Origin of the sequence: Marinomonas ostreistagni (assembly GCF_016461785.1) — a bacterium.
In the GTDB taxonomy this organism is placed as follows: Bacteria; Pseudomonadota; Gammaproteobacteria; order Pseudomonadales; family Marinomonadaceae; genus Marinomonas; species Marinomonas ostreistagni_A.
In genome coordinates this window covers 70,237-92,444 of record NZ_JAEMUH010000005.1, presented here as the reverse complement: position 1 = coordinate 92,444, position 22,208 = coordinate 70,237, and the positions used below count along the sequence as shown (strand labels likewise).

General features: G+C 45.9%; 20 protein-coding genes. 11 read left to right on the top strand and 9 right to left on the bottom strand.

The features are described from left to right. Positions 1 to 234: 234 nt before the first annotated feature. The 7 genes from JHD44_RS06205 to JHD44_RS06175 form a co-directional block, all read right to left on the bottom strand. Positions 235 to 1,842 (bottom strand): hypothetical protein, encoded by a 1,608-nt coding sequence (locus JHD44_RS06205; protein WP_199461902.1) that lies wholly within the window; start codon positions 1,840 to 1,842, stop codon positions 235 to 237. Between the two features lie 102 nt (positions 1,843 to 1,944). Beyond that, positions 1,945 to 2,934 carry an isopenicillin N synthase family dioxygenase gene (locus tag JHD44_RS06200; protein WP_199461901.1) on the bottom strand — a complete coding sequence of 330 codons (990 nt, stop codon included), beginning with the start codon at positions 2,932 to 2,934 and terminating at the stop codon, positions 1,945 to 1,947. A gap of 84 nt (positions 2,935 to 3,018) precedes the next feature. Next, positions 3,019 to 3,498, bottom strand: coding sequence for a nucleoside deaminase (locus JHD44_RS06195; protein ID WP_199461900.1), 480 nt, complete (start codon positions 3,496 to 3,498; stop codon positions 3,019 to 3,021). A gap of 23 nt (positions 3,499 to 3,521) precedes the next feature. Next, on the bottom strand, positions 3,522 to 4,313 hold the full coding sequence (locus JHD44_RS06190) for an ABC transporter permease (protein ID WP_199461899.1): 792 nt from the start codon (positions 4,311 to 4,313) through the stop codon (positions 3,522 to 3,524). After that, positions 4,291 to 5,082: an ABC transporter ATP-binding protein gene (locus JHD44_RS06185; RefSeq protein ID WP_233401819.1), complete on the bottom strand. Its 792-nt coding sequence runs from the start codon at positions 5,080 to 5,082 to the stop codon at positions 4,291 to 4,293. Before JHD44_RS06185 ends, JHD44_RS06190 begins: the two co-directional genes overlap by 23 nt. Before the next feature lie 4 nt (positions 5,083 to 5,086). Continuing rightward, on the bottom strand, positions 5,087 to 6,070 hold the full coding sequence (locus JHD44_RS06180; RefSeq protein WP_199461898.1) for an ABC transporter substrate-binding protein: 984 nt from the start codon (positions 6,068 to 6,070) through the stop codon (positions 5,087 to 5,089). 260 nt (positions 6,071 to 6,330) lie between these two features. After that, the gene (locus JHD44_RS06175) at positions 6,331 to 6,759 is read right to left on the bottom strand and encodes a DUF1294 domain-containing protein (protein ID WP_199461897.1); all 429 of its coding nucleotides are present in this window, start codon (positions 6,757 to 6,759) and stop codon (positions 6,331 to 6,333) included. Positions 6,760 to 7,195: 436 nt separating this feature from the next. On the opposite strand from JHD44_RS06175, the gene JHD44_RS06170 reads away from it, so the two are divergent. After that, complete coding sequence (locus JHD44_RS06170) at positions 7,196 to 8,368, top strand: hypothetical protein (protein WP_199461896.1); 1,173 nt, start codon at positions 7,196 to 7,198, stop codon at positions 8,366 to 8,368. Between the two features lie 220 nt (positions 8,369 to 8,588). Here the strand turns inward: JHD44_RS06170 and hpxO are convergent, their stop codons facing one another. Further along, positions 8,589 to 9,743 (bottom strand): FAD-dependent urate hydroxylase HpxO, encoded by a 1,155-nt coding sequence (hpxO, locus tag JHD44_RS06165; RefSeq protein ID WP_199461895.1) that lies wholly within the window; start codon positions 9,741 to 9,743, stop codon positions 8,589 to 8,591. A gap of 198 nt (positions 9,744 to 9,941) precedes the next feature. After that, a complete protein-coding gene (gene uraH, locus JHD44_RS06160) occupies positions 9,942 to 10,298 on the bottom strand; it encodes a hydroxyisourate hydrolase (RefSeq protein ID WP_199461894.1) in 357 nt (118 codons plus the stop codon). A gap of 168 nt (positions 10,299 to 10,466) precedes the next feature. Between uraH and uraD the strand changes: the two genes are divergently transcribed. The 10 genes from uraD (at position 10,467) to JHD44_RS06110 (ending at position 22,188) form a co-directional block, all read left to right on the top strand. Then, positions 10,467 to 11,009 carry a 2-oxo-4-hydroxy-4-carboxy-5-ureidoimidazoline decarboxylase gene (gene uraD / locus JHD44_RS06155; protein WP_199461893.1) on the top strand — a complete coding sequence of 181 codons (543 nt, stop codon included), beginning with the start codon at positions 10,467 to 10,469 and terminating at the stop codon, positions 11,007 to 11,009. A gap of 79 nt (positions 11,010 to 11,088) precedes the next feature. Beyond that, positions 11,089 to 12,261, top strand: a complete 1,173-nt coding sequence (locus tag JHD44_RS06150; RefSeq protein WP_199461892.1) for an amidase — start codon at positions 11,089 to 11,091, stop codon at positions 12,259 to 12,261. A 3-nt stretch (positions 12,262 to 12,264) separates the two neighbouring features. Beyond that, the gene (locus tag JHD44_RS06145) at positions 12,265 to 13,845 is read left to right on the top strand and encodes a gamma-glutamyltransferase family protein (RefSeq protein WP_199461891.1); all 1,581 of its coding nucleotides are present in this window, start codon (positions 12,265 to 12,267) and stop codon (positions 13,843 to 13,845) included. 259 nt (positions 13,846 to 14,104) lie between these two features. Continuing rightward, positions 14,105 to 14,923, top strand: a complete 819-nt coding sequence (locus JHD44_RS06140; protein WP_199461890.1) for a sulfite exporter TauE/SafE family protein — start codon at positions 14,105 to 14,107, stop codon at positions 14,921 to 14,923. Between the two features lie 10 nt (positions 14,924 to 14,933). Further along, positions 14,934 to 16,184, top strand: a complete 1,251-nt coding sequence (locus tag JHD44_RS06135) for a pyridoxal-phosphate-dependent aminotransferase family protein (protein WP_199461889.1) — start codon at positions 14,934 to 14,936, stop codon at positions 16,182 to 16,184. After that, entirely contained in the window at positions 16,181 to 17,407 is a 1,227-nt protein-coding gene (locus tag JHD44_RS06130; RefSeq protein ID WP_199461888.1) for an allantoate amidohydrolase, read from the top strand. Before JHD44_RS06135 ends, JHD44_RS06130 begins: the two co-directional genes overlap by 4 nt. A gap of 104 nt (positions 17,408 to 17,511) precedes the next feature. Continuing rightward, positions 17,512 to 17,877 (top strand): AraC family ligand binding domain-containing protein, encoded by a 366-nt coding sequence (locus JHD44_RS06125; protein WP_199461887.1) that lies wholly within the window; start codon positions 17,512 to 17,514, stop codon positions 17,875 to 17,877. Between the two features lie 236 nt (positions 17,878 to 18,113). Continuing rightward, positions 18,114 to 18,683 (top strand): hypothetical protein, encoded by a 570-nt coding sequence (locus JHD44_RS06120; RefSeq protein WP_199461886.1) that lies wholly within the window; start codon positions 18,114 to 18,116, stop codon positions 18,681 to 18,683. A 156-nt stretch (positions 18,684 to 18,839) separates the two neighbouring features. Continuing rightward, positions 18,840 to 19,997 (top strand): alcohol dehydrogenase-like regulatory protein ErcA, encoded by a 1,158-nt coding sequence (gene ercA, locus JHD44_RS06115; protein WP_199461885.1) that lies wholly within the window; start codon positions 18,840 to 18,842, stop codon positions 19,995 to 19,997. Continuing rightward, the gene (locus JHD44_RS06110) at positions 19,981 to 22,188 is read left to right on the top strand and encodes an EAL domain-containing protein (RefSeq protein ID WP_199461884.1); all 2,208 of its coding nucleotides are present in this window, start codon (positions 19,981 to 19,983) and stop codon (positions 22,186 to 22,188) included. The genes ercA and JHD44_RS06110 overlap by 17 nt, the downstream gene beginning before the upstream one ends. Positions 22,189 to 22,208: the final 20 nt, after the last annotated feature.

The following is a 22,208-nucleotide window of genomic DNA, read 5'->3' as shown; positions in this document are numbered from 1 at the left end:
GATTGAATATCATTCCTTTCTTAAAAGAGCATAGTCTGGATCAAAACATGTTACTTCCGTACATACCTCTGCATCTAGACGTTGCTTTGCAAGCACACCTTAAGCAACATCTACAGCACACAGCACTTATAAAGCTTCTCACTATTCATCTTTTAGAGGCATGACATCAGTAATCATACATATTCTTATTCAGAATAATCCTCTCACTTGTCAATCTATAACTTCCCTAATAAATCATAATTTATATTTTAGAACTTTATTGTACCTAATCACTTTTTCAGAGGATGCCTTTCCAATAACATCTTCTAAAATACTTAGAAATTTAGGTTGATTTGACGTTATCACATAAAAATCATCATTTTCTAAAATATCTAGCTCCGATAGTATTTTAGAAAATTTATTTTCATTCAAGTCTTTGTCGTTAATTATATAAACCTTACTCTTATTGTGTAAATAAGGCATTAAATTTACAATAATCCAATCCTTCTGACTCTCATCAAATATTGTACTTTTCCACTCATCTCTTAACTTGATAATCACCGGATAATCATCATTTTTAAAATCATAAAGAAGATCACCTTCTTTCGCATTATCCCTATAAAGATAGCTAACATTGCCAATATCAAAGTTCACAGCAAAAAAAATAAAAACCAATAATGATATAGATATTTTTTTAATATAACTTGTCTGTATACCCACTAGAATCTTAGATAAAAAAACGCCTAAAAAGCATATCATCAAGACACTTGGCACATAAAAATACCTATACGATCCATTCAGAATAGAAAATGGCTGTGTTAGAAAAACAATCGTATAAAAACTAATAGCGGATATAAAAAGTGATGCAAAAAGATATCCTCTATAACCGTAGAAATATAGTTTCGATCCATCTTTTTTTGCCCAAAGATAAGCTAAAACAAAAAAACATAAAAACTGTAGCAACAACCCTGAGAAGAGATAATTATTTGTCATTGCTAACATTTCGATAAAGTTACTTTTCTTTCCAAAAGACTCGAAGATAGTGTTTGAAAGTTTGGAGGAAAAAACTTGCTCAAAAACAACATGCCAGGTTATCAAATAGCATAGCGCACTTACTGATAATATTTTTATATAGTCAACCAGATCAGAGTACCTCTTATTAGCAATATAACCTATCGCCAACAACAGAAACACAAAAAACGCTAAAACAATAAAATAATGATGAGTAAGAGCACCTAGGGTACAGCTTAAAAAAATTGAGACAATCAATACCCTACTTCGTCTTCCTATAAAAAATAGAAATGAAACATATATAAAAGCAAGCGATAACATCCCAAACAAAGAATACATTCTCAAAAGCATATCCGAAGATATCATTGCAGGTGAGCAAGAAAAAAATGCAACAGGAAATAGCGAAAAAAACTTCTCTCTTACAAAAAACCTTACTATTTTAAAAATTAAAATAGATGAAGCAATATAACAAAGAAAGTTTAGGATTAGCCCAGGCCACCAAGAAACCTCACCATCTGCAATCAAGGCCTGAAACGGATGCAAAACCCAATAATAAAAAGGCGGATGAACATCCGCATACTTCAGCACTTTATTAAAGGAATAATCGAATTTTTCCTCTTCAGACATGGTCATATCATCAAGAAAGACACGCCCAGAAATAACTCTATTATAATTATTTTCGTTTGTTCTCTCTTTCGCCCACTCGGGGCCGTTGATTAGCTCAAGTGTAAAAATCCCATCATGAAAGAAGTATGACTTTTGAAGGCCAGAATAGATTCTAAGACCTAGTCCTAAAAGAATAACCAGACATAACACTACAAGCAGGTTTTGCTTCCTTTCTAGAAACTCCATTTTCCCTCGAACTACCTATCAAACTATAGACGAGGAGCATTATATACAATTTCTATATCAGGACTATAAGCTAGTTTTATTTTTAACCAGCTAAAGCAGACCTTAAAGGTCTGCTTTAGCAAAGTTCGCTTGAATACGTTGATTCAAGAAATCCTGAGCTGTGATCGCTTGGTAGCGTTTGTTAGGCCCTTGAATTATCTGCGTCTTATTGGCTTGGCAGAAGAAGGCAACGGAGTAACGACTACCGCAATATTCGTCCACGCGGGGTAAACGCACACGGTGCAGGTTGGATTTTAATTGGTCATCACTCCAACGCATCAGCATATCGCCGATATTACAGGTGATCACGTCAGCAATCGGTGGCACGCTGGTCCACTGTTTAGTGTCTGCTTCTTTACCAGGACAGACTTGTAGGCCACCATGACCTTCGTGTTGGAACAACAAGGTTAAGCAGTCAAAATCCGTGTGGGCACCCGCACGCCAGATATTACCTTGCTCAGTTACACCTTGGGTTGGGTAGTAGTGCAATAAACGCAGAGTGCTTTGGTAATCGCTTTGTTGTGGATCATGTGCTTTGGTGAAGAAATCTCGTTCAAAACCAAGCTTATCCGCAAAGCACGATAGGACTTTCATGCCCACTTTCCAGCACTGCTGTTCAAACGAAAGGATATTGCCTTGGAAGTTAGGCAGCTCATCCTCCGTTGGCCACAAGCCATCCATATGGTACTGAGTGATTTGATAGGACTCTTTTTCGTCAGCAGTGCCCGTTGAGGGGCGAATTTGGCTGCGAGTTTCGTAACCTGCATTAACACCTCTTGGTCGAGGCCATTGTGCTTTTACGTCATCAGAAAGCTTAAAGAATCGATCGGACTCCCTAAATGCCGCATCGATCTCGGAGCGAGCAATACCATGGTTTTTGAGTTGGAAGAAACCAATCTCCGTGGCTGCATGCCACAGTTCATCGGCGATTTGCTCACGACGTTCTTCGAAATTACTCAGGTCAATCACTGGCACGTCACGTTCCGATTCCGAGCCAGTTCCACCAAAGGTCGTTTCACGTTGTAGTTCTTCCAGAGCATAGGATTGAGTCATAGTACATCTCCTAAAAGTTCTGGAGCAATGACCCAGCCACTGGCTTGCCTGCTTCTACTCCGTTCAGTTTAATGATTTAAAGGGCTACCAAACGCCCTCTTGAAGTGCAGCCGCCTCGTCCTCTAAACAAGGGCCAACGACTTCTACATTACGTTGTCCTGCATCGAATACTGCTCGACAAGGCAAGTCTAAGGTGGGGTTTTCCGGATGGTTTCCAGTAATCGTTTTTAAGCGTGCTTCACTTAAGCCATATACCACTCGTCCAAGCCCAGCCCAATAGGCCGCCCCAGCACACATCGCGCAAGGCTCAGCCGACACGTACATGGTGCAACGCGCCAAGAAATCGGGGCGATAGGTTTTGCTGGCACGGGTCATTAGCTTGCGCTCTGCATGACCTGTCATGTCCAAGTCGGGCAAATAGCCATTGACCTGAGACATCAACACTTCACCGTTTTCATCCACTAAAATCGCCGCAAAGGGATGAACCCCTTGTTTCTTAGCATCGTCCGCTAAAGCAAAGCTTTGACGTAACAAGGCTTCATCCTTTGGTGTTAACTTGCTCATAAGGCTCTCATCTTTAATCAATGTTATTTCTTCTTCGGCAAACTCCAAGGGAACAACCACGCTTGAATCCACTGCACAGATTTGAACAGCAACAAGCTAATCACTGCTAAGAAGATCAAGCCTGCAAATGCCTGTGGGATTTTAAAGAACGACGTTGAGAACTGAATGAAGTACCCCAGGCCTTCTTCTGCTGCGACAAATTCCGCCACGACTGCGCCAATGATCGCCAACGTAATCGATACTCGAAGACCACTGAAGATATGCGGAATGGCATAAGGAATTCGGATCTGCCACGTTTCACGATAGCGCGGCGCGCGAAGTGACTGGCTCAACTCGATCATTTCTGGTGGCGTTTCTAGCATGCCAGTGGTCGCGGAAACCACCAATGGAAAGAAAGTAATCAGGCAGGTAATCAACACACGAGAGGGATCATCCGTACCAAGCAACACAATAATCAAAGGAGCGACTGCAACGACAGGTGTTGACTGAATCACAATCAAGACAGGGTACAGCGTTCGGTTCATTAACTCAGAACGAATCATGCCAATCGATAACGGCAAGGCGATCAGTATCGACAAAGCGAAGCCCATCAAAGCCACTCGAAGCGTTGCCCACAAATGCCCCATCCAACGGGAGAACTCCACATCAAAGAACGCTTTAATGATCGCTGACGGTGATGGCAGAATGTAGTTGGGCACCTTGCCCACCTGACATACCAGCTCCCACAACGCAATCAACCCGACAAAAAACAACGCTGGCGCAAAACGATACGCCAGCATCCCTACCCAAGACTTAGGCTGGTACGTTTGGCTCATAAATATGCCCTCGAATTAAGTCAGTCAGTTCAGCAAAACGCGGTTCATTAATGGTTTTACTGGTGCGCGGGCGGGGTAAATCCACCTCAATCAAATCCAGCACTGTGCCAGGGCGTTTACTCATCACCAAAATACGGTCTGATAGCAACACGGCCTCACTGATGGAGTGAGTAATAAACAGTACGGTTTTAGGGTTCTCTTCCCAGATTTTCAGTAGATCAAAGCCAATCTGCTCACGAGTCAGTGCATCCAGCGCCGAAAATGGCTCATCCATCAGCAAAATATCGGGGTTCAACAACAACGCTCGCACAATACCAACACGCTGCTGCATACCGCCTGATAATTCATCTGGCATCTTTTCAGCAAACTGGGTGAGCCCTGCCATTTTAAGCAGCTCATCGGTGCGTTTTTCATCTTCTGGCGTGTAATGTCCGTATTTATGCTTCAACGGAAACAAGACGTTTTTACGCACGGTTAACCAAGGCAGTAAATTGGCCTTTTGAAACACAATACCCACATCGTCACGCGGCTCCGTTACTCGTCGGTTAAATACCGACACCTCTCCATGAGACGGGATCAATAAGCCAGACACCATACGTAGCAAAGTTGACTTACCGCAGCCCGAAGGCCCCACCACCGCCACAAACTCGTGGCGATGAATGTCTAAATCAATATCTTGCACAGCCATCGGTGCATCAGGGTTAGGATCATAGCGATGCCCCACCCCTTGCATGCTGACATAAGCGGCTTTATTACTTACTTCTGTCAAAACATCACTCCGCCAAGTAGGTGAAATCCACCGCTGTTTGTGGATCTAATGCGTCTTCACTTAACTCATTAGCGGCAGCGACGTACTCCCATGTTTGTTGAATACGCTCTGGCGTAAATACACCAAAACCATCCGCTTTAGTGACATCGTTATAAACGAGGTTTGTAATGCTCTTGATTTGTGCTGCTGCAATATTGGCATCCACTTCAGGCACCATTGCGTGAATCGCTTCCCCAGCTTTTTCGGGATGGGCATAGGTGAATTCTAGTGACTTCGCGAATGCTTTCACAAAGCGCTCTGCAACCTCTGGTCGCTCAGATAAGAAACGTTCAGAAGCCAATAATGAAGAGCTATACAAAGACAAGCCCGCACTAGACCATGGCATCTCAACGATTTCTTTACCCGCTTCTGCTGCTTGGGTTTTAAACAATGCCGTGTTGGTCACCCATGCGATGATTGCATCGGCATTACCCGTAATCATCATCGGACCCAAGGCTCCCGGATCGGTTTTCACTAAGCTGATCTCATCATCGCTTAGGCCATTTTGTTTCAAGACTAACGGCAAGAATGCATTGGAAGATGTAAATGGTGACGTCGCGACTTTCTTGCCTTTTAAATCATCAATTGAATCAATGCCTGAACTTTTCAACGCAAAAAAAGCATGAGGCGCTTGAGTAAAATATGGAAACACCGCCACCACAGGTACACCGTCTTGCGCTTTCGCAGCCATCAGTGCACCAATATCAGAACTGCCCACATCCGACTGCCCCGTTGCCATTTTTGTCAATGCATCGGTCGAGCCACGACCACTGGCAATCGTCACCTCCAAATCCACTTCAGCAAAGAAGCCTTCTTGAATACCCACATAAACTGGGGCCTTATCGCCACCTGGTAGCCAATCCAACTGAAAGGTTACCTTGTCAGCAGCCATCACGGACGAACTAGAGATCAAACCGGCCAACAGAGATAACTTCAACGCTGCTTTCATACTCAAACTCTCCTGTGTTTCTTTTAAAGATACTTTTGTTTCACTCAGGCAAAGAGAGCAACATTCGTTCCAACTTTATCAAGGCAAACAAAATTTTATTAAAAACAGTCAGTTAAAGATTTCCCTCAACCTTTCAGTACTCTTTTTCTAAAAATGATCGTGCAAGGTGACTCAAAAGAGAGCGAAACAAATGTTTCATGGATAGGAATTGCCAAAAAGCGGGGCATCATCTAGTAGTGACAACAGCGCCAGCATTGCCATTAAAGAGAATTAGAATGCGCTACAACTAAAAAATCGTGCCAAGAGCTCCTAAACTCAGGATAAAAACTCCACATCACGATATTACAATTCAGTAAAATCAATATCCAAAGGACCGCTTTAAAAGGCTGCTTAACGGTCTTGTGACGAAGACGGTGCTGAGCGAGTAACGCCCCAGGCCAGCCGCAGAAGAGTGATAGCAAATGTAATGTTTTCTCAGATATACGACTCTGACCTTTTTGCGCGGCACGCTTATCAAAGCCAAAGGCTAGATACGTCAGCGAAGACATGACCGCATAAATCGCCAACAAGATTGCCGGTCCATCCAGTAATACGAGTGCAACCGACAGCAGCAGGCAATATGCTGCACAAAATAATAGGGAGGCGGGTGTATTCTTTTTAGAGTGGGAAGTAACTCTAGGTTTGACCATGACAAGCTAGAACTCTTAAACAGTCTTTATTGCAGCATCTAGCTTTTTCGTATTACGAATCTTAAAGTAGAACTGAACCACATTTAAAAAGGCTAACCCCAATATGATCAGAAGACACTCATCCCACTCAGGTATTAACAAGCGATATAGTATCGCAGCATAAACAAAAGTACTAAAGATTTCGACCCAATAGGATGGTGGAGTCACTACCAGTTTCTTCGCCGATCATGACACATCTCGTTAAAGTGGAGAGGTTAGCGCGATGAGGTGATTAACGAGAGAATATGCGATTTAATTCACATATTACCTACAGTTTATAAGAATATGCATGGCTATATTTTCCTCTCACAAATGAGGTTAATTTTGAACACATTTCTGATCATTTAGTGTATGATGCTCACCACAAAAAAGGAACGCTCTTTATCAAGGACATGAAATGAGAGATCTATACTCAAAAACTGAAAAACTCTTATTTATTTACGGCTTTTTAATCATAGCTTTTTTAGTTTCCACCTCTACAAAAAACCCGATATATAACTGGGATATCATTCCGTATATAGGAAGCACTTTAACGCTTGATTCAAGAAACATTGAGGAAATCCATAGCTTAACCTATAAAACCTTAAGCTCCAATATTCCAGAAAAAGAATTCGAAAAACTAATAAACGATAGAAACGAATCTATAAATTATAGAAAGAGCGTTTATGAAAAACCAGAAATATTCAAGGAACAATTAAACTTTTACTTTATTAAGCCATTTTATATTGGCTCAATCTACTTGTTAAAAACAACTGGTCTACAAATAATCGACGCAATTTATACATTATCTATTCTGGCTTGCATTTCCACATCATTACTATTGCTATATTGGACAAACCTATATTTAAACGCCAACATAAGTTTCATTGTAACATTATTAATAGGCGTTCAATCCAAACTATTCGTAATAGGTAGAATGCCAACTCCTGACGCTCTATCTGTATTCACAGTTTTGCTTGCTTTATTTTTCTTAGTTGAGAGAAAGAATTTAAAAGCAACAACTTTACTTCTTATGGCGTCCATTTTCATTAGGCCTAACAATATAATTATAACCTTACTCGTCTTAACTTATCTTACATACCTTTCACATCACCAAAAGAACAAGTCTGATTTTTACTTTTTCATTTTAACAATAGCATCTTCAATTTTAATTTATTTCTCTATAGGTAAATTATTGAATAGATATGATTGGTGGACACTGTTCCATCATTCTTTCATTCAGAATCTTAACTACCCAAGCAAGTTCGATTCATCATTTTCTATAGATGAATACATTGCAGTTATCACACTACAAGTTAAAGGCCTTTTCATGATGGCATATGGATTTCCCTCGACAATGATAATCTTCATATTCATCAATATAATCACCTTTAATATGGATAAATTTTCTAAAGATAAACCACATACTAACCCTATATTAATACTAAGCATCATAATAGTGTTAAACTACCTAGCCCACTTATTTCTTTTTCCAGGCGTCATACAGTGGGACCGCTTCTTTACCAGCTTCTATATATTTAGTGCAATTGCACTCATATCTAAAATCTCTCCTAACCTATCTAGAACTTAGGTTTATAGTAAGCATCTGGTGGCCCGTGCAATGAGATCATAGCCACCAATGATCCATTAAGCACTAGACGAAAACAGAAAGTAGCAAGTAATACACTGCACAAAATAACAGGGAAGCTGGCGACCTAGGAATGCAACCTAGTTTGAGAATTGATCCCTCGAAACCGAGGTCCTACAAATAGGGACTTCGGTTTGCTGTTGAGGTTACCACCCGAAGTAGGCTAGCCCAATGGGCCGCCGAGGATGGTTTTTGACAGTCCTTTCATGATGCCTTCGCCAGTTTCGCTACGAAGTTCTTCGTACCATGCTTGGGTGGTTTCTGGGTGGTAGCCGTGGGTCACGTCACAACGTGCACGTGCTTTCAGCACTAGATCTTTCACACGATCCACTCGTGCGTCGTTATACTCAGCAAGGGCCAGTTCAATGCTGTCTTCTTCTGCAAAGCATTGTCCTAACACCACAGCGTCTTCGAGTGCCGCGCAGCCACCTTGGCCAATATCCGGCGTGGTGCTGTGACCTGCGTCTCCAAGTAAGGCAACTCGACCTTTTACCAATGGCTTAAACGGTTCTACATCATGGATTTCAATGCGGTTCGTGGTTTCAGGGGTAATGGCGTCGATCAGCGTTTGCACGGGTTGCGCCCAATCTTGGAAGTAGCCTGTTAAGTCATGTTTAACGGTGCTGCGATCCTGCGGCAGTCCAAGAGGCAGTGGCACATCAAAGAAGAAGTAGAAGCGATTATCGGCAATCGGCATGACGGAGACACGTTTGCCATCTGCGACAAACATGGTCCATTGATCGGCTGGGGCAATAGCCTCATCGATTTCTACCAAGCCATTCCAGTTCACATAGCCAGCATAGCGGCGCTCTACTTTGTGTCCGAGTACGTATTCACGGGCAATGGAGTGTGCCCCATCTGCTGCAATCATAAAGTCGCCCGTTACCGTAGAACCATCGGTAAAAGTCGCTGTAACATTGGTATCCGTTTGTGTGACAGCTTCTAAGCGCTTACCAAAATGAACCTTTTCACGGCCCCACCAGTCAATCATCTGCGCTTGCAGGTCTGCGCGCGATACTGGACATGGTCGCTCGCCCACTTCAGCTACCAACGGAGCTAAGCTGAATTGCGTCATGGTGGCACCGCTAATACCTTCGTTGTAAGCCATTCTGTGCATCGGGCCACCCAAATTATCCATGATGCTGCCCATGCCTAGGTGGTTCATGCATTTGACGCCATTAGACCAGACAGAAATAGCGGCACCAACGGGTTTCATTTCTTTAACGGCCTCAAAGATCTCACATTCGATGCCTTGCTGTTTTAGAGCGGCTGCGGCGCTCATGCCGCCAATGCCTGCACCAATGATGATTGCTTTCATGGTATTCCCCTTGTTCATTCGGTGTTTCCTTACACCCTAATGGCAAGATTCGTACCCAAAACGTTTGTTTCCATCAAAACCCATATGAAACAAAGGTTTCAGTGTTTTACCCTAGCCACCGCCCCCGATCACGTAGATAGTGAGGCTGCACTACCATGATGCACACGCACTAGCATGACGCAAAAGTTAACCGATCGATCAACTTCCACGATAGGTGCTGTAGGAGTATGGTGTCACGAGCAACGGTACGTGGTAATGGCTATCTTCATCGGCGATACCGAAACGCAACACCACCACATCGAGAAAACGAGGCTCAGGCATTTCGATGCCTTGCTCTGCGAAGTAATCACCAATGGCGAACTCTAATTCGTAGCGCCCTGCTTTGAAGTTATCACCTTCCAAGAGCGGCGCGTCACAGCGGCCATCATGGTTAGACAAGGTTTTGTGAACCAAGCTTCGTGCGCCGTCTTCGGCTAATTGGTAAAGCTCAATGGTGACACCTGACGCGGCCACACCACGAGTCGTGTCGAGAATATGAGAGGTTAAATAACCCATAAAAACTCCTTATAAAAATAAGCTCAGATGAACCACTTGGAAAAATACACTTGCACTTTGCCATGCTTACAGCGGAAAGTGTTAGAACAAAATCTATGCCAGCAACAACACCCAAACTTGGCATCAGCTAAGCACACTTAAATCATAAATACCAAGGAATACACCGCTATGAATACAGCAAGCACACCTCTGCTTGAACAAGATAAATTTAGTTTTATCAACCACTTAAAAGATATCTACGAGCATTCAAAGTGGGTTGCCGAGGCTCTATATGAAAAGCGTGATTCGTTGAAGCATCATCCAGACGACCCACAAACTGCGGTCACTCAAGCCATGCATGACATTATCGAAGCGGCCGATCATAACACTCAGCTTGCCTTACTTCGTGCCCATCCTGACCTAGCCGGCAAGGCCGCTTTGGCAGGAGAATTAACCAATGCTTCCACCAATGAACAAGCTGGCGCAGGACTGGATCAACTCACACCTCCAGAGCTCGAGCATTTTCTTTTCTTGAACGAAAGCTACCGAGATAAATTTGGTTTTCCATTTATCATGGCAGTGAAAGGTGCCACCAAAGACCAAATTCTTGAAGGCTTCGAAGCACGCTTACCTAACTCAGTCGAGACAGAGTTTCGTCGCGCTTTGAATGAAGTGCACAAAATTGCAGGCTTTCGGATCGAAGCACTCCCCAAGTCATTTTGGTCAGCATAGTTTTTGCATTAGCTCTATTTGTTTCAGTTGACAAAATAAAGAAACAATTGTTTCATAACTTAAGAGACAGGAGCAACTCATGAAACACTTCACTGCACACAGCCCATTCCTTACACCAACAAAAGGTAAAGTGTTTGAGCACAAAACAGCGGCATCCGGTAGTTTGTCGGACATGCGCCTCGCGGTGAAAGATTTGTTTCATATGCAAGGTTTGCCGACCACAGCGGGTAATCCCACTTGGCTCGCCACTCATGATCTCCCCATATCAACCGCGTCTAGCGTTAGCACCTTGCTGAGCGCAGGCGCGCAGTTCGTCGGAAAGACGATTACCGACGAGCTGGCTTACAGTCTAAACGGGCAAAATATTCATTACGGCACACCAGAAAACCCAATAACACCTGAGCGTTTACCTGGCGGCTCGTCTTCAGGTTCTGCTGTCGCCGTATCTGGTAAGCTGGCTGAGATTGGCCTTGGCACGGATACCGGCGGTTCGATTCGTGTGCCATCGAGCTACAACGGCTTGTTTGGTTTACGCCCTACTCATGGCGTGATTGCCACGGATAACATGGTGGCGTTGGCACCGTCGTTTGACACGGTTGGCGTTATGACCCGTAGCCTTGATGAGCTAATCAAGGTTGCCAAAACGCTGTTACCTAACCAACAGCCAGAGCTTTCTAAGACACTGATTGCCAGAGCATTAATCGAACAAGTTGAACACAAAGATGCGCTACTTAAGCAGCTAGATACTTGGGTAAATCAAGGTAAGCTCAATATAGATGAAAGCCTTGAAATCGACCCTGTGTACTGGCAAACCGGCGCAACCTTCCGCACTTTACAGGGCGCGGAAATCTGGCAAACACACGGCGTTTGGATCACGCAGAATGATCCCGATTTTGCAGCGGATATTGCCAGCCGTTTTGAGTGGACCAAAACCATCAGCGCCAATGATGTTGCTCAAGCAAAAACACAACAAGCCAAGTTTCGAACATGGCTCGATGAGCAGCTTGAAGGGTCTGTCTTGATACTGCCAACTACACCGGGTCGCGCACCACTTTTAACCATGCAAGACAATGAGTTAGCAGAATACCGCAACCAACTTTTAGAGCTCACAGCGATTGCTGGATTATGCGGTCTGCCGCAATTGCATTTACCGGTTTGTGACATTGACGGCGCACCGTGTGGCCTATCCCTTATTGGCCCACGTGGTAGCGATTTAAGTTTGTTAGCCCTAGCCAAAAACCTAATGGAGTAACGCATGTCTTCGATTGCATTTACGGCGCCACATCACGAAGCCACCAAAGCAGGCCAAGCCATCCTTGAACAAGGCGGCACCGCCATCGAAGCCATGGTCGCAGCAGCGGCCACTATTGCCGTGGTTTACCCGCACATGAACGGCTTAGGCGGCGACGGTTTTTGGCTGGTCAGCGAGCCCGGCAAAGCCCCTATCGGCATCGATGCCTCGGGCAAAGCGGCACAACTTGCGACACTGGACTTCTTCCAAGGGGAGCAAGCCATTCCAGCCCGAGGCGGTAAAGCTGCTGTCACTATGGCAGGCGCGGTAGCCGGTTGGCAAAAAGCCTTAGACATCAGCGCGTTCTGGCAAGCGCCTAAGAAATTAAGCGAACTGCTACAAAACGCCATCGATCATGCTGAGAATGGCATTGAAATTACGGAAAGTCTGCAAGCGGCCAGCCAAAAAGTACATGATGATTTGTCAGCGTTACCAGGCTTTGCGCAATTTTTGGATCAAAGCGAAGCCCTAACTCAAGGTAACCGCCTAACTCTGAACACCTTGGCACAAACGCTAAAACACTTAGCCGAAGTCGGTTTAGACGATTTCTACCACGGTACGCTTGCTGAGAAACTAGCAGCCGATCTTGAAGCGGCTGGCTCACCAATTCGTTTGGCGGATTTCCACGATTACCGTGCAGAAGAAGTCACGCCGTTAAGCGTAGAAACAGGCGTAGGCAAGCTTTATAACCTGCCGGCACCGACTCAAGGTATTGCGTCTTTAATCATCTTGGCGCTGTATGATCGCATTCATCAGTTGGGCGATGGTGGTGAAACCGATATGGCGCACCTACTGATCGAGGCCACTAAACAAGCTTTTATTGCGCGCAATGAATATGTCACCGATCCAGCGCGTTTAAGCATTGAGCTACAAGACCTATTGAGCGATGAAAGTCTATCCGCCATGGCGGAAAAAATTGCTATCGACCGAGCCCAAACTTGGCCACACCCAGCGAAACACGGCGACACCATTTGGATGGGCTGCTGTGACAGCGAAGGTCGCATGGTGAGCTACATTCAAAGCCTTTATTGGGAGTTCGGCAGTGGCATCGTCAGCCCAAGCACCGGTATTGTATGGAACAACCGAGGTTCGTCATTCAGCCTTGAAAAAGGCCATTTGCAAGAACTTAAACCGAATTTAAAGCCATTTCACACCCTAAACCCTGCTTTTGCAGAGCTTAACGATGGCCGTCGTATCAGCTACGGCACCATGGGCGGTGAAGGCCAACCACAAACCCAAGCGGCACTATTCAGCCGTTATGTTTACCACAAGCAACCATTGGCACAGAGCATCGCTTCAGGCCGTTGGTTACTGGGCCGAACTTGGGGAGATGTAAGCCATAACTTGAAAGTGGAAAGTGATTTCGCGGCCGATGCCGCAGATACATTGATTGCCCGCGGTCACGACCTAATCGCTGTGCCAGCGTGCAATGAATTAATGGGCCATGCTGGCGCCGTGGTGTTGCTCCCAGAGGGCAACACCGACGCAGCCACCGACCCACGCAGTGATGGTTTAGCCGTTTCTTCTGCTAGTCATTCTGGTTAGGTTATTTGGTCTGAAATGCGTCGAAGTTGATTATGAAAGCGCCGTTCGTTGGGCACGCCCATCCATGGGCTTACGCTTTTCGTAGTCATCTTCTCGCTCAATTGTCTGACTTAAATAGGAACAGGCACCCCTTCAAGGCCAGCAATCAGGATGATTGCGTAGGCTTAATCGGCACAGGGGTGTGCCGTCTAAGCCAGGCCGTGAAGGCGTTGCTGTTCCGAGAACACAACAACATATTTAACGTTAAAGAGAGTAAAACATGTCGTTCATAATGGAAAACTATTCCATGATTTTAGCCATGATGGGCACGGGCGTAGTCGCGGGTATCTTGGCAGGTCTGTTAGGCGTTGGTGGCGGTATTGTAATCGTGCCGGTGCTGTTTTTCTTATATCAAGGCCTAGGCGTCAGTGCTGACTCAGCCATGCTCGTGGCGACAGCTACCTCTCTGGCGACCATTATTCCGACATCAATTAGCTCGATCCGCGCCCACAATGCGAAAGGCAATGTGGACTTCCAACTGCTGAAAGCCTGGGGCTTCTTTATTTTCCTAGGTGTGTTGATCGGTAGTTTCGTGGTGACACGTGTGGAAGGCCAGTGGCTAACGCTGTTATTCGGTGTGATTGCAACCCTATCTGCGCTTAATATGTTGCTGGGTAAGAAAGACGCATTTTTCCAGTCTCTTCCTGGTAAAGGCGGTCAGAGCATCATCGCTACTTGTATCGGTTTCTTCAGTTCTATGGTGGGGATCGGTGGCGGGACGCTAACCGTGCCAACGCTAACCTTCTGTAATTACCCAGCGCACCGTGCCGTCGGCACCGCCGCAGCGGTAGGCCTGATTATTTCGCTACCCGCAGCAATCACTATGTTGATCGTTGGACAAACACCAGCAGACGCTCCATTTGGCACATTTGGCTTGGTTAACCTAGTCGGTGCCGCCTGCATTATTCCGCTGACGGTATTGTTCGCACCAGTGGGTGCGGGCCTTGCGAACCGTTTAAACGCTGCCATGCTGAAAAAAGTGTTCGCGGTAACACTGATCTTCACTGGTCTTCGAATGCTTTATCAAGTTTTAGCGTAGGAGCTACCCCATGCAACCTCTACAATTTCCACCACGTTTGCTAATGGGCCCAGGCCCAATCAACTGTTACCCAAGTGTGTTGCAAGCCATGTCAACGCAGCTTGTCGGTCAATACGACCCGACCATGACAAGTTACATGGATGAAGTGATGGCGCTGTACCGTCAGGTCTTTCATACACAAAACCAGCAGACTTTCCTAATCGATGGTACGTCTCGTGCGGGCATCGAAGCGTCTTTGGTGTCCGTACTGGAGCCGGGCGATAGAGTGCTTGTGCCGATCTTCGGGCGCTTCGGTCATCTTTTAACAGAGATCGCAGAGCGTGCCGACGCGGAAGTACACACTATTGAAGTGCCTTGGGGCGAAGTCTTCGATCCTCAACAAATCGAAGAAGCGATCAAACGAGTGCAGCCAAAAGTATTAGCCATCGTGCAAGGTGATACCTCGACGACCATGTTGCAGCCATTAAATGACATCGGTGGCATCTGTCGCGCCCACGATGTGCTGCTGTACACAGATGCAACGGCTTCTATTGGCGGTAACCCATTTGATATGGATGCTTGGCAAATCGATGCGGTATCAGTAGGTCTGCAAAAATGCCTTGGCGGCCCCTCTGGTAGTGCGCCCGTCAGCTACAACGACCGTTTCGTGGCAGCAGTACGTAAACGTCACCATGTGGAAGCAGGTATTCGTGATGCACACCATACAGAGTCTGTGGGTTCGCGCATTCGCTCAAACTACTTCGACCTTGGCATGATCATGGATTACTGGGGCGAAGAGCGCCTAAACCACCATACAGAAGCCGCAACCATGCTATTCGGCTCGCGCCAATGTGCGGTGGAACTACTACGTGAAGGCCAAGACGCGGTCATCGCCCGCCATCAATTAGCTGGCAATGCCATGCTAAAAGGCATTCAAGCGATGGGCTTGAAGCCATACGGTGATCTAAGCAATAAAATGAGCAACGTGGTGGGCGTGACCATTCCTGACAATGTCGATGGCGAGAAAGTGCGTCACGATATGCTCAACATCTTTAACATCGAAATCGGCACCAGCTTTGGCCCATTAAAAGGCAAAGTGTGGCGCATTGGCACCATGGGCTACAACGCGCGCCAAGACGCGGTATTGCACACGCTTCAATCCCTTGAAACCGTGCTTCGCGGTCAAGGTTTTGCGCTGCCAAATGGTGAAGGTGTCGACACTGCTATGGCAGTCTATTCCTCTGCAAAAGAAAGTGCTTCAGCACAAAAGGCTAGCCTATGATGGATTTCAAACGCCTTGGCCAAGAGGTTATGGAACGCTTGGAGACGCTTGGCAAGATTAGCCAATCATCCGAGCACCTCGACCGTCGCTACCTGACTGAGCAACATAAAGAAGCCAACCAACTGGTAGGCAGCTGGATGGAAGCCGCAGGCATGCAAACTTGGCAAGACCAAGCAGGTAACCTGTGGGGCCGTTTTGAGGCGGCAGATGCCAACGCACCGCGCTTTATTATGGGCAGTCATTTGGACACGGTACCCAACGGTGGCAAATACGACGGCATGCTTGGCGTGGTCGCTCCGGTGACCTTAATCGAGGCGTTCCAAGCGGAAGGTATCCGTTTACCTTTCCATTTAGATATCGTGGGCTTTGGTGACGAAGAAGGCACCCGCTTTGGTTCGACTTTGCTAGGCAGCCGTGCGTTAACCGGTCAATGGCCAGCGAGCTGGGCGGAGTTAAAAGACGAAGATGGCATTAGCCTTGTCGGGGCGCTGGAAAACTTCGGCTTAAGCTTCGATAAAGTCTCCGAAGCAGCGATTCCTACAGACAATTTGAAAGGCTACCTTGAACTGCATATTGAGCAAGGCCCTGTTTTAGAAGAGAAAAACCTCCCTATTGGTGTGGTCAGCGCCATCGCAGGAGCCAAACGTTTTGAATTTACCGTTACCGGTATGGCAGGTCATGCGGGCACTGTGCCCATGCCAATGCGTTTGGACGCTCTAGCGGCCAGCAGTGAAATGATTTTAGCGGTGGAAGCCGTTGCCAAAGAACACGGCGTCGTCGCAACCGTCGGCCAGATCAGTAACCGCCCAAATGGCGTCAATGTGATCTCTGGCAAAACGGTTTTCTCATTGGATATCCGCAGCGAACACGATCAGCAACGTGATGATGCCTTAGTCGATCTAATGGATCGTTTGGCGAAGATCGCCGCTAAACGCAATGTTATCTTAGAACATCAGCAAACTCATAGCGCCAACGCTGTGCATTGTGATGCCGAGCTGCAAAGCGTGTTGCGTAATGCCATCGCCACACAAAACATCGATGTGCATACCCTATTCTCCGGTGCTGGCCACGATGCCATGGCCATGGCGGAGATTTGCCCAGTGGCGATGCTGTTTATGCGCTGTGACAAAGGCATTAGCCATCATCCAGCGGAAGCGATTATAACAGAGGATGTAGTGGCCACTTTGGCGGTGTTAAGCCATACATTGCAGAGTCTTAAGTAAGCGCTGCATTAAAGGGGTCAGATCCCTTTAACGAAAGCATTCAAAGACTCAGTCACTCAACATTTAAGGGATCTGACCCCTAGGATAGTTACAGGGATTACTCGATGCAATTTACTCGAATTTATAATGACGATCAGGGCAAGAGCCATTTTGGTGAAGTGAATATTGATGTACGCGATGGTGGGCCGATCGGTATGTTGTCGGAGCGTTTTGCTGCGGGCGAGATGATCTTTCGTGAAACCCCAGCCGACTACGATTTTAAATGGCACCCAGCGCCACAGCGCCAATTGCTGTTTATCATCAAAGGCAGCTGTGAGTTTAAAGTATCAAACGGTGAAACCCGCCAATTTAAAGGCGGAGATGTATTACTGCTTGAAGACACCGAAGGCGAAGGCCACTGCTCCAAAGCCTTAAACAACGAAATACGCCACTCGATCTTTGTCACCCTACCAGAAGGGACTGAGTTGTAAGTCCCACTTCTGTAGTCTTGTCTCTGTACGACCTGACTCTGTCAGGGACAAGGTAATTACTCTTTCTTCCTTTACCTAGTGAAGAGCACTCCCAGCTGATTCAGCGCGTTGTCTTGAGCTTGGCTCCCCTCAGAAGATGAATTGAAATCTGATTGAATAACAAGTTAGCCGCGTACAATAAGCTTCTGGTATATTTACCCGCATTCGCAATCAAATGCTGTTTTTATGGAGCCATTATGAAAGGAATTCTCGCGACTGCACCCGTTGTTATCCTATTAACGGGCTGTGCTACTCAGCCTGATGATTCATTACCTGCAACACCTACGGAACTCTCCTCACCGTGCTTAGGTACCACAGATTTACCTGAGCATTTAGTGCCTTATTTCGATGAAATCTCTGATCCTGAGCTACTCGCTGCAGCGCTGGGTGAAGAGAATCAGGGCAAGTTATGCCAAGGCAAAGTTTACCAAGCAAAAACGAATACAGAAGTTCCTATTTATCGAGCTTGGAACAGTACCAATCCTAGCAGCCAGTTTGGCCAATGGTGGTCATTTTATCAGCCTAGTGGATTGGTTGCCGATTACAGAAAAGAATATGAAATCTGCTATCAATGGTCCCCTTTGGATAAGCTTGTGAGCTGCAGACTCAATGCGGGGAGCAAGATCGTCTTAGGCAATGGGCAAAGCGCTGTCTGCTCTGACTATCTGACTTATGGAAAGTCTGCCGCACAGCAACTCTACTTATCTGAGGCTTCTGAACAAACATTGAAGTGCGATGTGAAGAGTGCCGCCTTTTCATGGCAGTAGGACACTCGTTCGAATAGACCTACCTTGTAGGTTGACACTAGGCTACTAATCTTAACAATCTTTCGGGTTAAATTTTGGCATAAGCTCAGCTAAGCTTTAATGCATGGAGTTGTATGGGTCTCATGGATTAATAATAACAATATTCCGAGGTACATTATGCCGTTGTACGAGATGAGAAAGTTTGTTGCACCTGAGTTTATTTTTGGCGTTGGTGCGAGGCATAGAGTCGCTATTTATGCCAAAAATATGGCGGCTAAACGTGTCTTAATCGTAACCGACACAGGTGTTATAAACGCTGGCTGGGTAAAAGACGCGGTCAGTGATTTAGATGAACTAGGCATTGAGTCCGTCATCTTTTCAGGCCTTACATCCAACCCTAAAGATCATGAAGTCATGGCTGGTGCGGACTTTTATGCAGAGCAGGAATGTGATGTGATCGTTGCCATTGGTGGCGGTAGTGTCATTGATTGCGCCAAAGCGATCGGCATTGTGCACACCAATGGTCGTCATATTTTAGGCTTTGAAGGCATTGATTTGGTTGACCTGCCCGGACCGCCGCTCATTTGCATCCCTACCACCGCTGGAACAGCTGCGGACATTTCGCAATTCTGCATCATCATGAACACTGAAGAGCGTTATAAAGCGGCGATTATTAGTAAGACGATGGTCCCTGACGTTGCTCTGATCGATCCAGAAACCACCACGACACTAGACAAGGCTCTAACTGCTTGTACAGGTATGGACGCTCTAACCCATGCCATCGAAGCCTATGTATCGACAGCAACGTCACCTATTGTTGAAATCCATGCTCTAAAAGCCATCAGCCTGATTTGGTCCAACCTTGAAGCTGCGGTTATGAAACCCTCTCAGATTGAGCCACGAGAAAATATGCTACTCGGCACTCTGCAAGCAGGTCTGGCTTTTTCCAATGCTAGCTTAGGCGCTGTTCACGCTATGGCACACTCCTTGGGCGGGTATTTGGATTTACCTCACGGTGAGTGCAATGCCTTGTTGCTTGATCATGTTTTACGCTTCAACATGGTTGGAGGCGGTGAACGCTATTTTGCCATTGCCAATGCGATGGGAATCGACACACGAGGCATGTCTGTTCAAGAATGTACCAAACGTGTGACTCAACAAATCATGGACATGCGACACCGATTAGGGATCGCAAATAAACTCTCTCTAGTCGGCGTAAACAGCTCAGATATTCCTGAGCTAGCAACCCATGCATACACTGATGCTTGTCTAGTTACCAATCCAAGAGATGCATCCATGGCTGATTTAAAGGTTCTTTATGGCGAAGCCATGTAACCCAAAATCAGCAGGCTCTCGTCTAGAGCAAATTATTGGTCTTGGTGAACGGTCAGTACGCAAGAATTATTATCCACAGCTGAAAGAAAATGCTGAGCAGGTAAAACGCTTCCGTGCTTTATTAGATTTCACATCTGATTGGGTCATTTTATTGTCCCTACAACCTTTCCAGATTTGTGATGTGAATGAACCTGTGTGTCACTTCTTTGATCTAGAAGCAAAAGACATCATTAATGGGCGTCATCGAGACGTAACACATAAGTATCCAGAATCCTCTTTCGCCGAGCTGATTAGACATTTGCGTCAACTGGTCAAAGAGCAAGACAACATGGATGAGCTGACTAACGAACTCTCTATCCAGCACAATGAACAATCCGTCTGGCTTGAATTGACCTGTCGATTCGCGCGCTTTGAAGGGCAGCACTTTATTACCGTCGTTGGTCGAGACATCACTGAACGTAAGCGACATGAACAGGCGCTCCAGCGTCTTCTCAATGAAAAAGAAGCGTTGATTGACAATGCCCTTGTTGGATTAGCATGGATTAAGAATCGAGTGATCCTGTCCTGCAATCGCAAACTTGAGGAAATGTTAGGCTACGATCATGGCGGCGCAGATGGGCTGCCTACACATGAGTTTTATGAAAGCCTAGAGGCCTATCAAGAATTTGGCAGCGAGGCCTATAGAGAACTTGGCCACGGTCATAAGTTTACCGGGCGTGTCAAGATGACTCGGCGGGATGGCACCTACTTATGGTGTGAATTGACCGGCAATGCCATCAACCCAGACGAACCGGATGAAGGCAGCGTATGGATATTCTCTGATGTACATGAACATATGCTGAATCAAGAAAAAGCCGAATTCCTTGCGCTTCATGATCCTCTGACCGAGTTACCCAACCACAAACAGCTACAACAAGAGTTTCTCCAAGTTTCTTCTAAAGAAAATAGTTCCGAGGAACATATTGCTATCATCTCCTTGGATCTGGATCGCTTTAAAAATGTGAACGATTTATTGGGTTATACCGAGTCTAATAAGCTCTTGAGCAAGGTAGCAGGCCGCCTGCGTCGATGTGTTGATACGCAAGGTATTGTCTCACGCCAAGGTGGAGACGAATTTAATATTTTGCTTCCTGGGCTTGCCAGCGTCGAGTTTTGTTTACCACTCATTCGCAAAATTCATGCTGAGTTACTTAAACCTCAGCAGCTTGCTAAACAATACATTGCTTTATCTTGCTCGATGGGCATAGCAGTCTACCCTCAAGACGGCCAAGACTTGGATACACTTCTAAGTCGTTCAGAAATGGCGATGTATGAAGCCAAAGCCTCAGGACGTAATACCTACCGTTTTTTTAACGAAGCGATGAATAGAACCGCCAACGAGACCTACACCCTTTCGTTGGGTTTAGCGAAAGCAATAGAGCTGAAACAATTTGAACTGCATTATCAACCTCAAATCGATATCAAGTCCAATCAACTTATTGGCGCCGAAGCTCTGATTCGATGGCGCCATCCTGAGTTGGGGCTAATTCCCCCTAATAAATTCATTCCCATTGCAGAAGAAAGCGGCCAGATCGTAGCAATAGGGAAATGGGTGTTAGAAGAAGCGTGTCAACAAGTAAAGAGTTGGCATGCCTTGGGATTAACCGACACCGTCATAGCCGTGAACCTTTCGGCCATTCAATTTACCTCGGGCGATATAGAGGAAACTGTTCGGCAGACCTTAGCAACCACAGGCGTCACCGCCAATATGATTGAACTCGAGCTTACCGAGTCTATCATCATTAAAGATGCTGAAAACGTGCTGGAGAAAGTAAAACGCCTGAAACAGATGGGATGTAACTTATCCATCGATGACTTTGGAACAGGCTATTCAAGCCTTGCTTATTTAAAGCGCTTCTCAGTCGATACCCTAAAAATTGACCAAGCGTTTGTGCGTGATATGTCTAGAAATAAAGACGACGAAATTATTGTTCGCACGATCATCCAAATGGCGCAAAACCTCGGTCTAAAAACCATCGCCGAAGGTATAGAAGACCAAGCTACCCTTGATCTACTCAAACACCACCAATGTGATGAAGCTCAGGGATACTTAATTGCTAAACCCATGAATCAGGAGGATTTCCATAACTATATTCTAGCCAAGCAACGAGGAAATGCTTCCACCATACAAATAAGTACTGATGACTTATAGGAGCTCGGTCCCCGAGCGAG

Bases quoted from the DNA above. Each gene is read 5' to 3' on its own strand.
- JHD44_RS06135 (WP_199461889.1), top strand. From the start codon at position 14,934: ATGCAACCTCTACAATTTCCACCACGTTTGCTAATGGGCCCAGGCCCA.
- JHD44_RS06130 (WP_199461888.1), top strand. From the start codon at position 16,181: ATGATGGATTTCAAACGCCTTGGCCAAGAGGTTATGGAACGCTTGGAG.
- JHD44_RS06120 (WP_199461886.1), top strand. From the start codon at position 18,114: ATGAAAGGAATTCTCGCGACTGCACCCGTTGTTATCCTATTAACGGGC.
- uraD (WP_199461893.1), top strand. From the start codon at position 10,467: ATGAATACAGCAAGCACACCTCTGCTTGAACAAGATAAATTTAGTTTT.
- ercA (WP_199461885.1), top strand. From the start codon at position 18,840: ATGCCGTTGTACGAGATGAGAAAGTTTGTTGCACCTGAGTTTATTTTT.
- JHD44_RS06200 (WP_199461901.1), bottom strand. From the start codon at position 2,934: ATGACTCAATCCTATGCTCTGGAAGAACTACAACGTGAAACGACCTTT.
- JHD44_RS06175 (WP_199461897.1), bottom strand. From the start codon at position 6,759: ATGGTCAAACCTAGAGTTACTTCCCACTCTAAAAAGAATACACCCGCC.
- hpxO (WP_199461895.1), bottom strand. From the start codon at position 9,743: ATGAAAGCAATCATCATTGGTGCAGGCATTGGCGGCATGAGCGCCGCA.
- JHD44_RS06150 (WP_199461892.1), top strand. From the start codon at position 11,089: ATGAAACACTTCACTGCACACAGCCCATTCCTTACACCAACAAAAGGT.
- JHD44_RS06195 (WP_199461900.1), bottom strand. From the start codon at position 3,498: ATGAGCAAGTTAACACCAAAGGATGAAGCCTTGTTACGTCAAAGCTTT.
- JHD44_RS06170 (WP_199461896.1), top strand. From the start codon at position 7,196: ATGAGAGATCTATACTCAAAAACTGAAAAACTCTTATTTATTTACGGC.
- JHD44_RS06190 (WP_199461899.1), bottom strand. From the start codon at position 4,313: ATGAGCCAAACGTACCAGCCTAAGTCTTGGGTAGGGATGCTGGCGTAT.
- JHD44_RS06110 (WP_199461884.1), top strand. From the start codon at position 19,981: ATGGCGAAGCCATGTAACCCAAAATCAGCAGGCTCTCGTCTAGAGCAA.
- JHD44_RS06140 (WP_199461890.1), top strand. From the start codon at position 14,105: ATGTCGTTCATAATGGAAAACTATTCCATGATTTTAGCCATGATGGGC.
- JHD44_RS06145 (WP_199461891.1), top strand. From the start codon at position 12,265: ATGTCTTCGATTGCATTTACGGCGCCACATCACGAAGCCACCAAAGCA.
- JHD44_RS06125 (WP_199461887.1), top strand. From the start codon at position 17,512: ATGCAATTTACTCGAATTTATAATGACGATCAGGGCAAGAGCCATTTT.
- uraH (WP_199461894.1), bottom strand. From the start codon at position 10,298: ATGGGTTATTTAACCTCTCATATTCTCGACACGACTCGTGGTGTGGCC.
- JHD44_RS06205 (WP_199461902.1), bottom strand. From the start codon at position 1,842: ATGGAGTTTCTAGAAAGGAAGCAAAACCTGCTTGTAGTGTTATGTCTG.
- JHD44_RS06180 (WP_199461898.1), bottom strand. From the start codon at position 6,070: ATGAAAGCAGCGTTGAAGTTATCTCTGTTGGCCGGTTTGATCTCTAGT.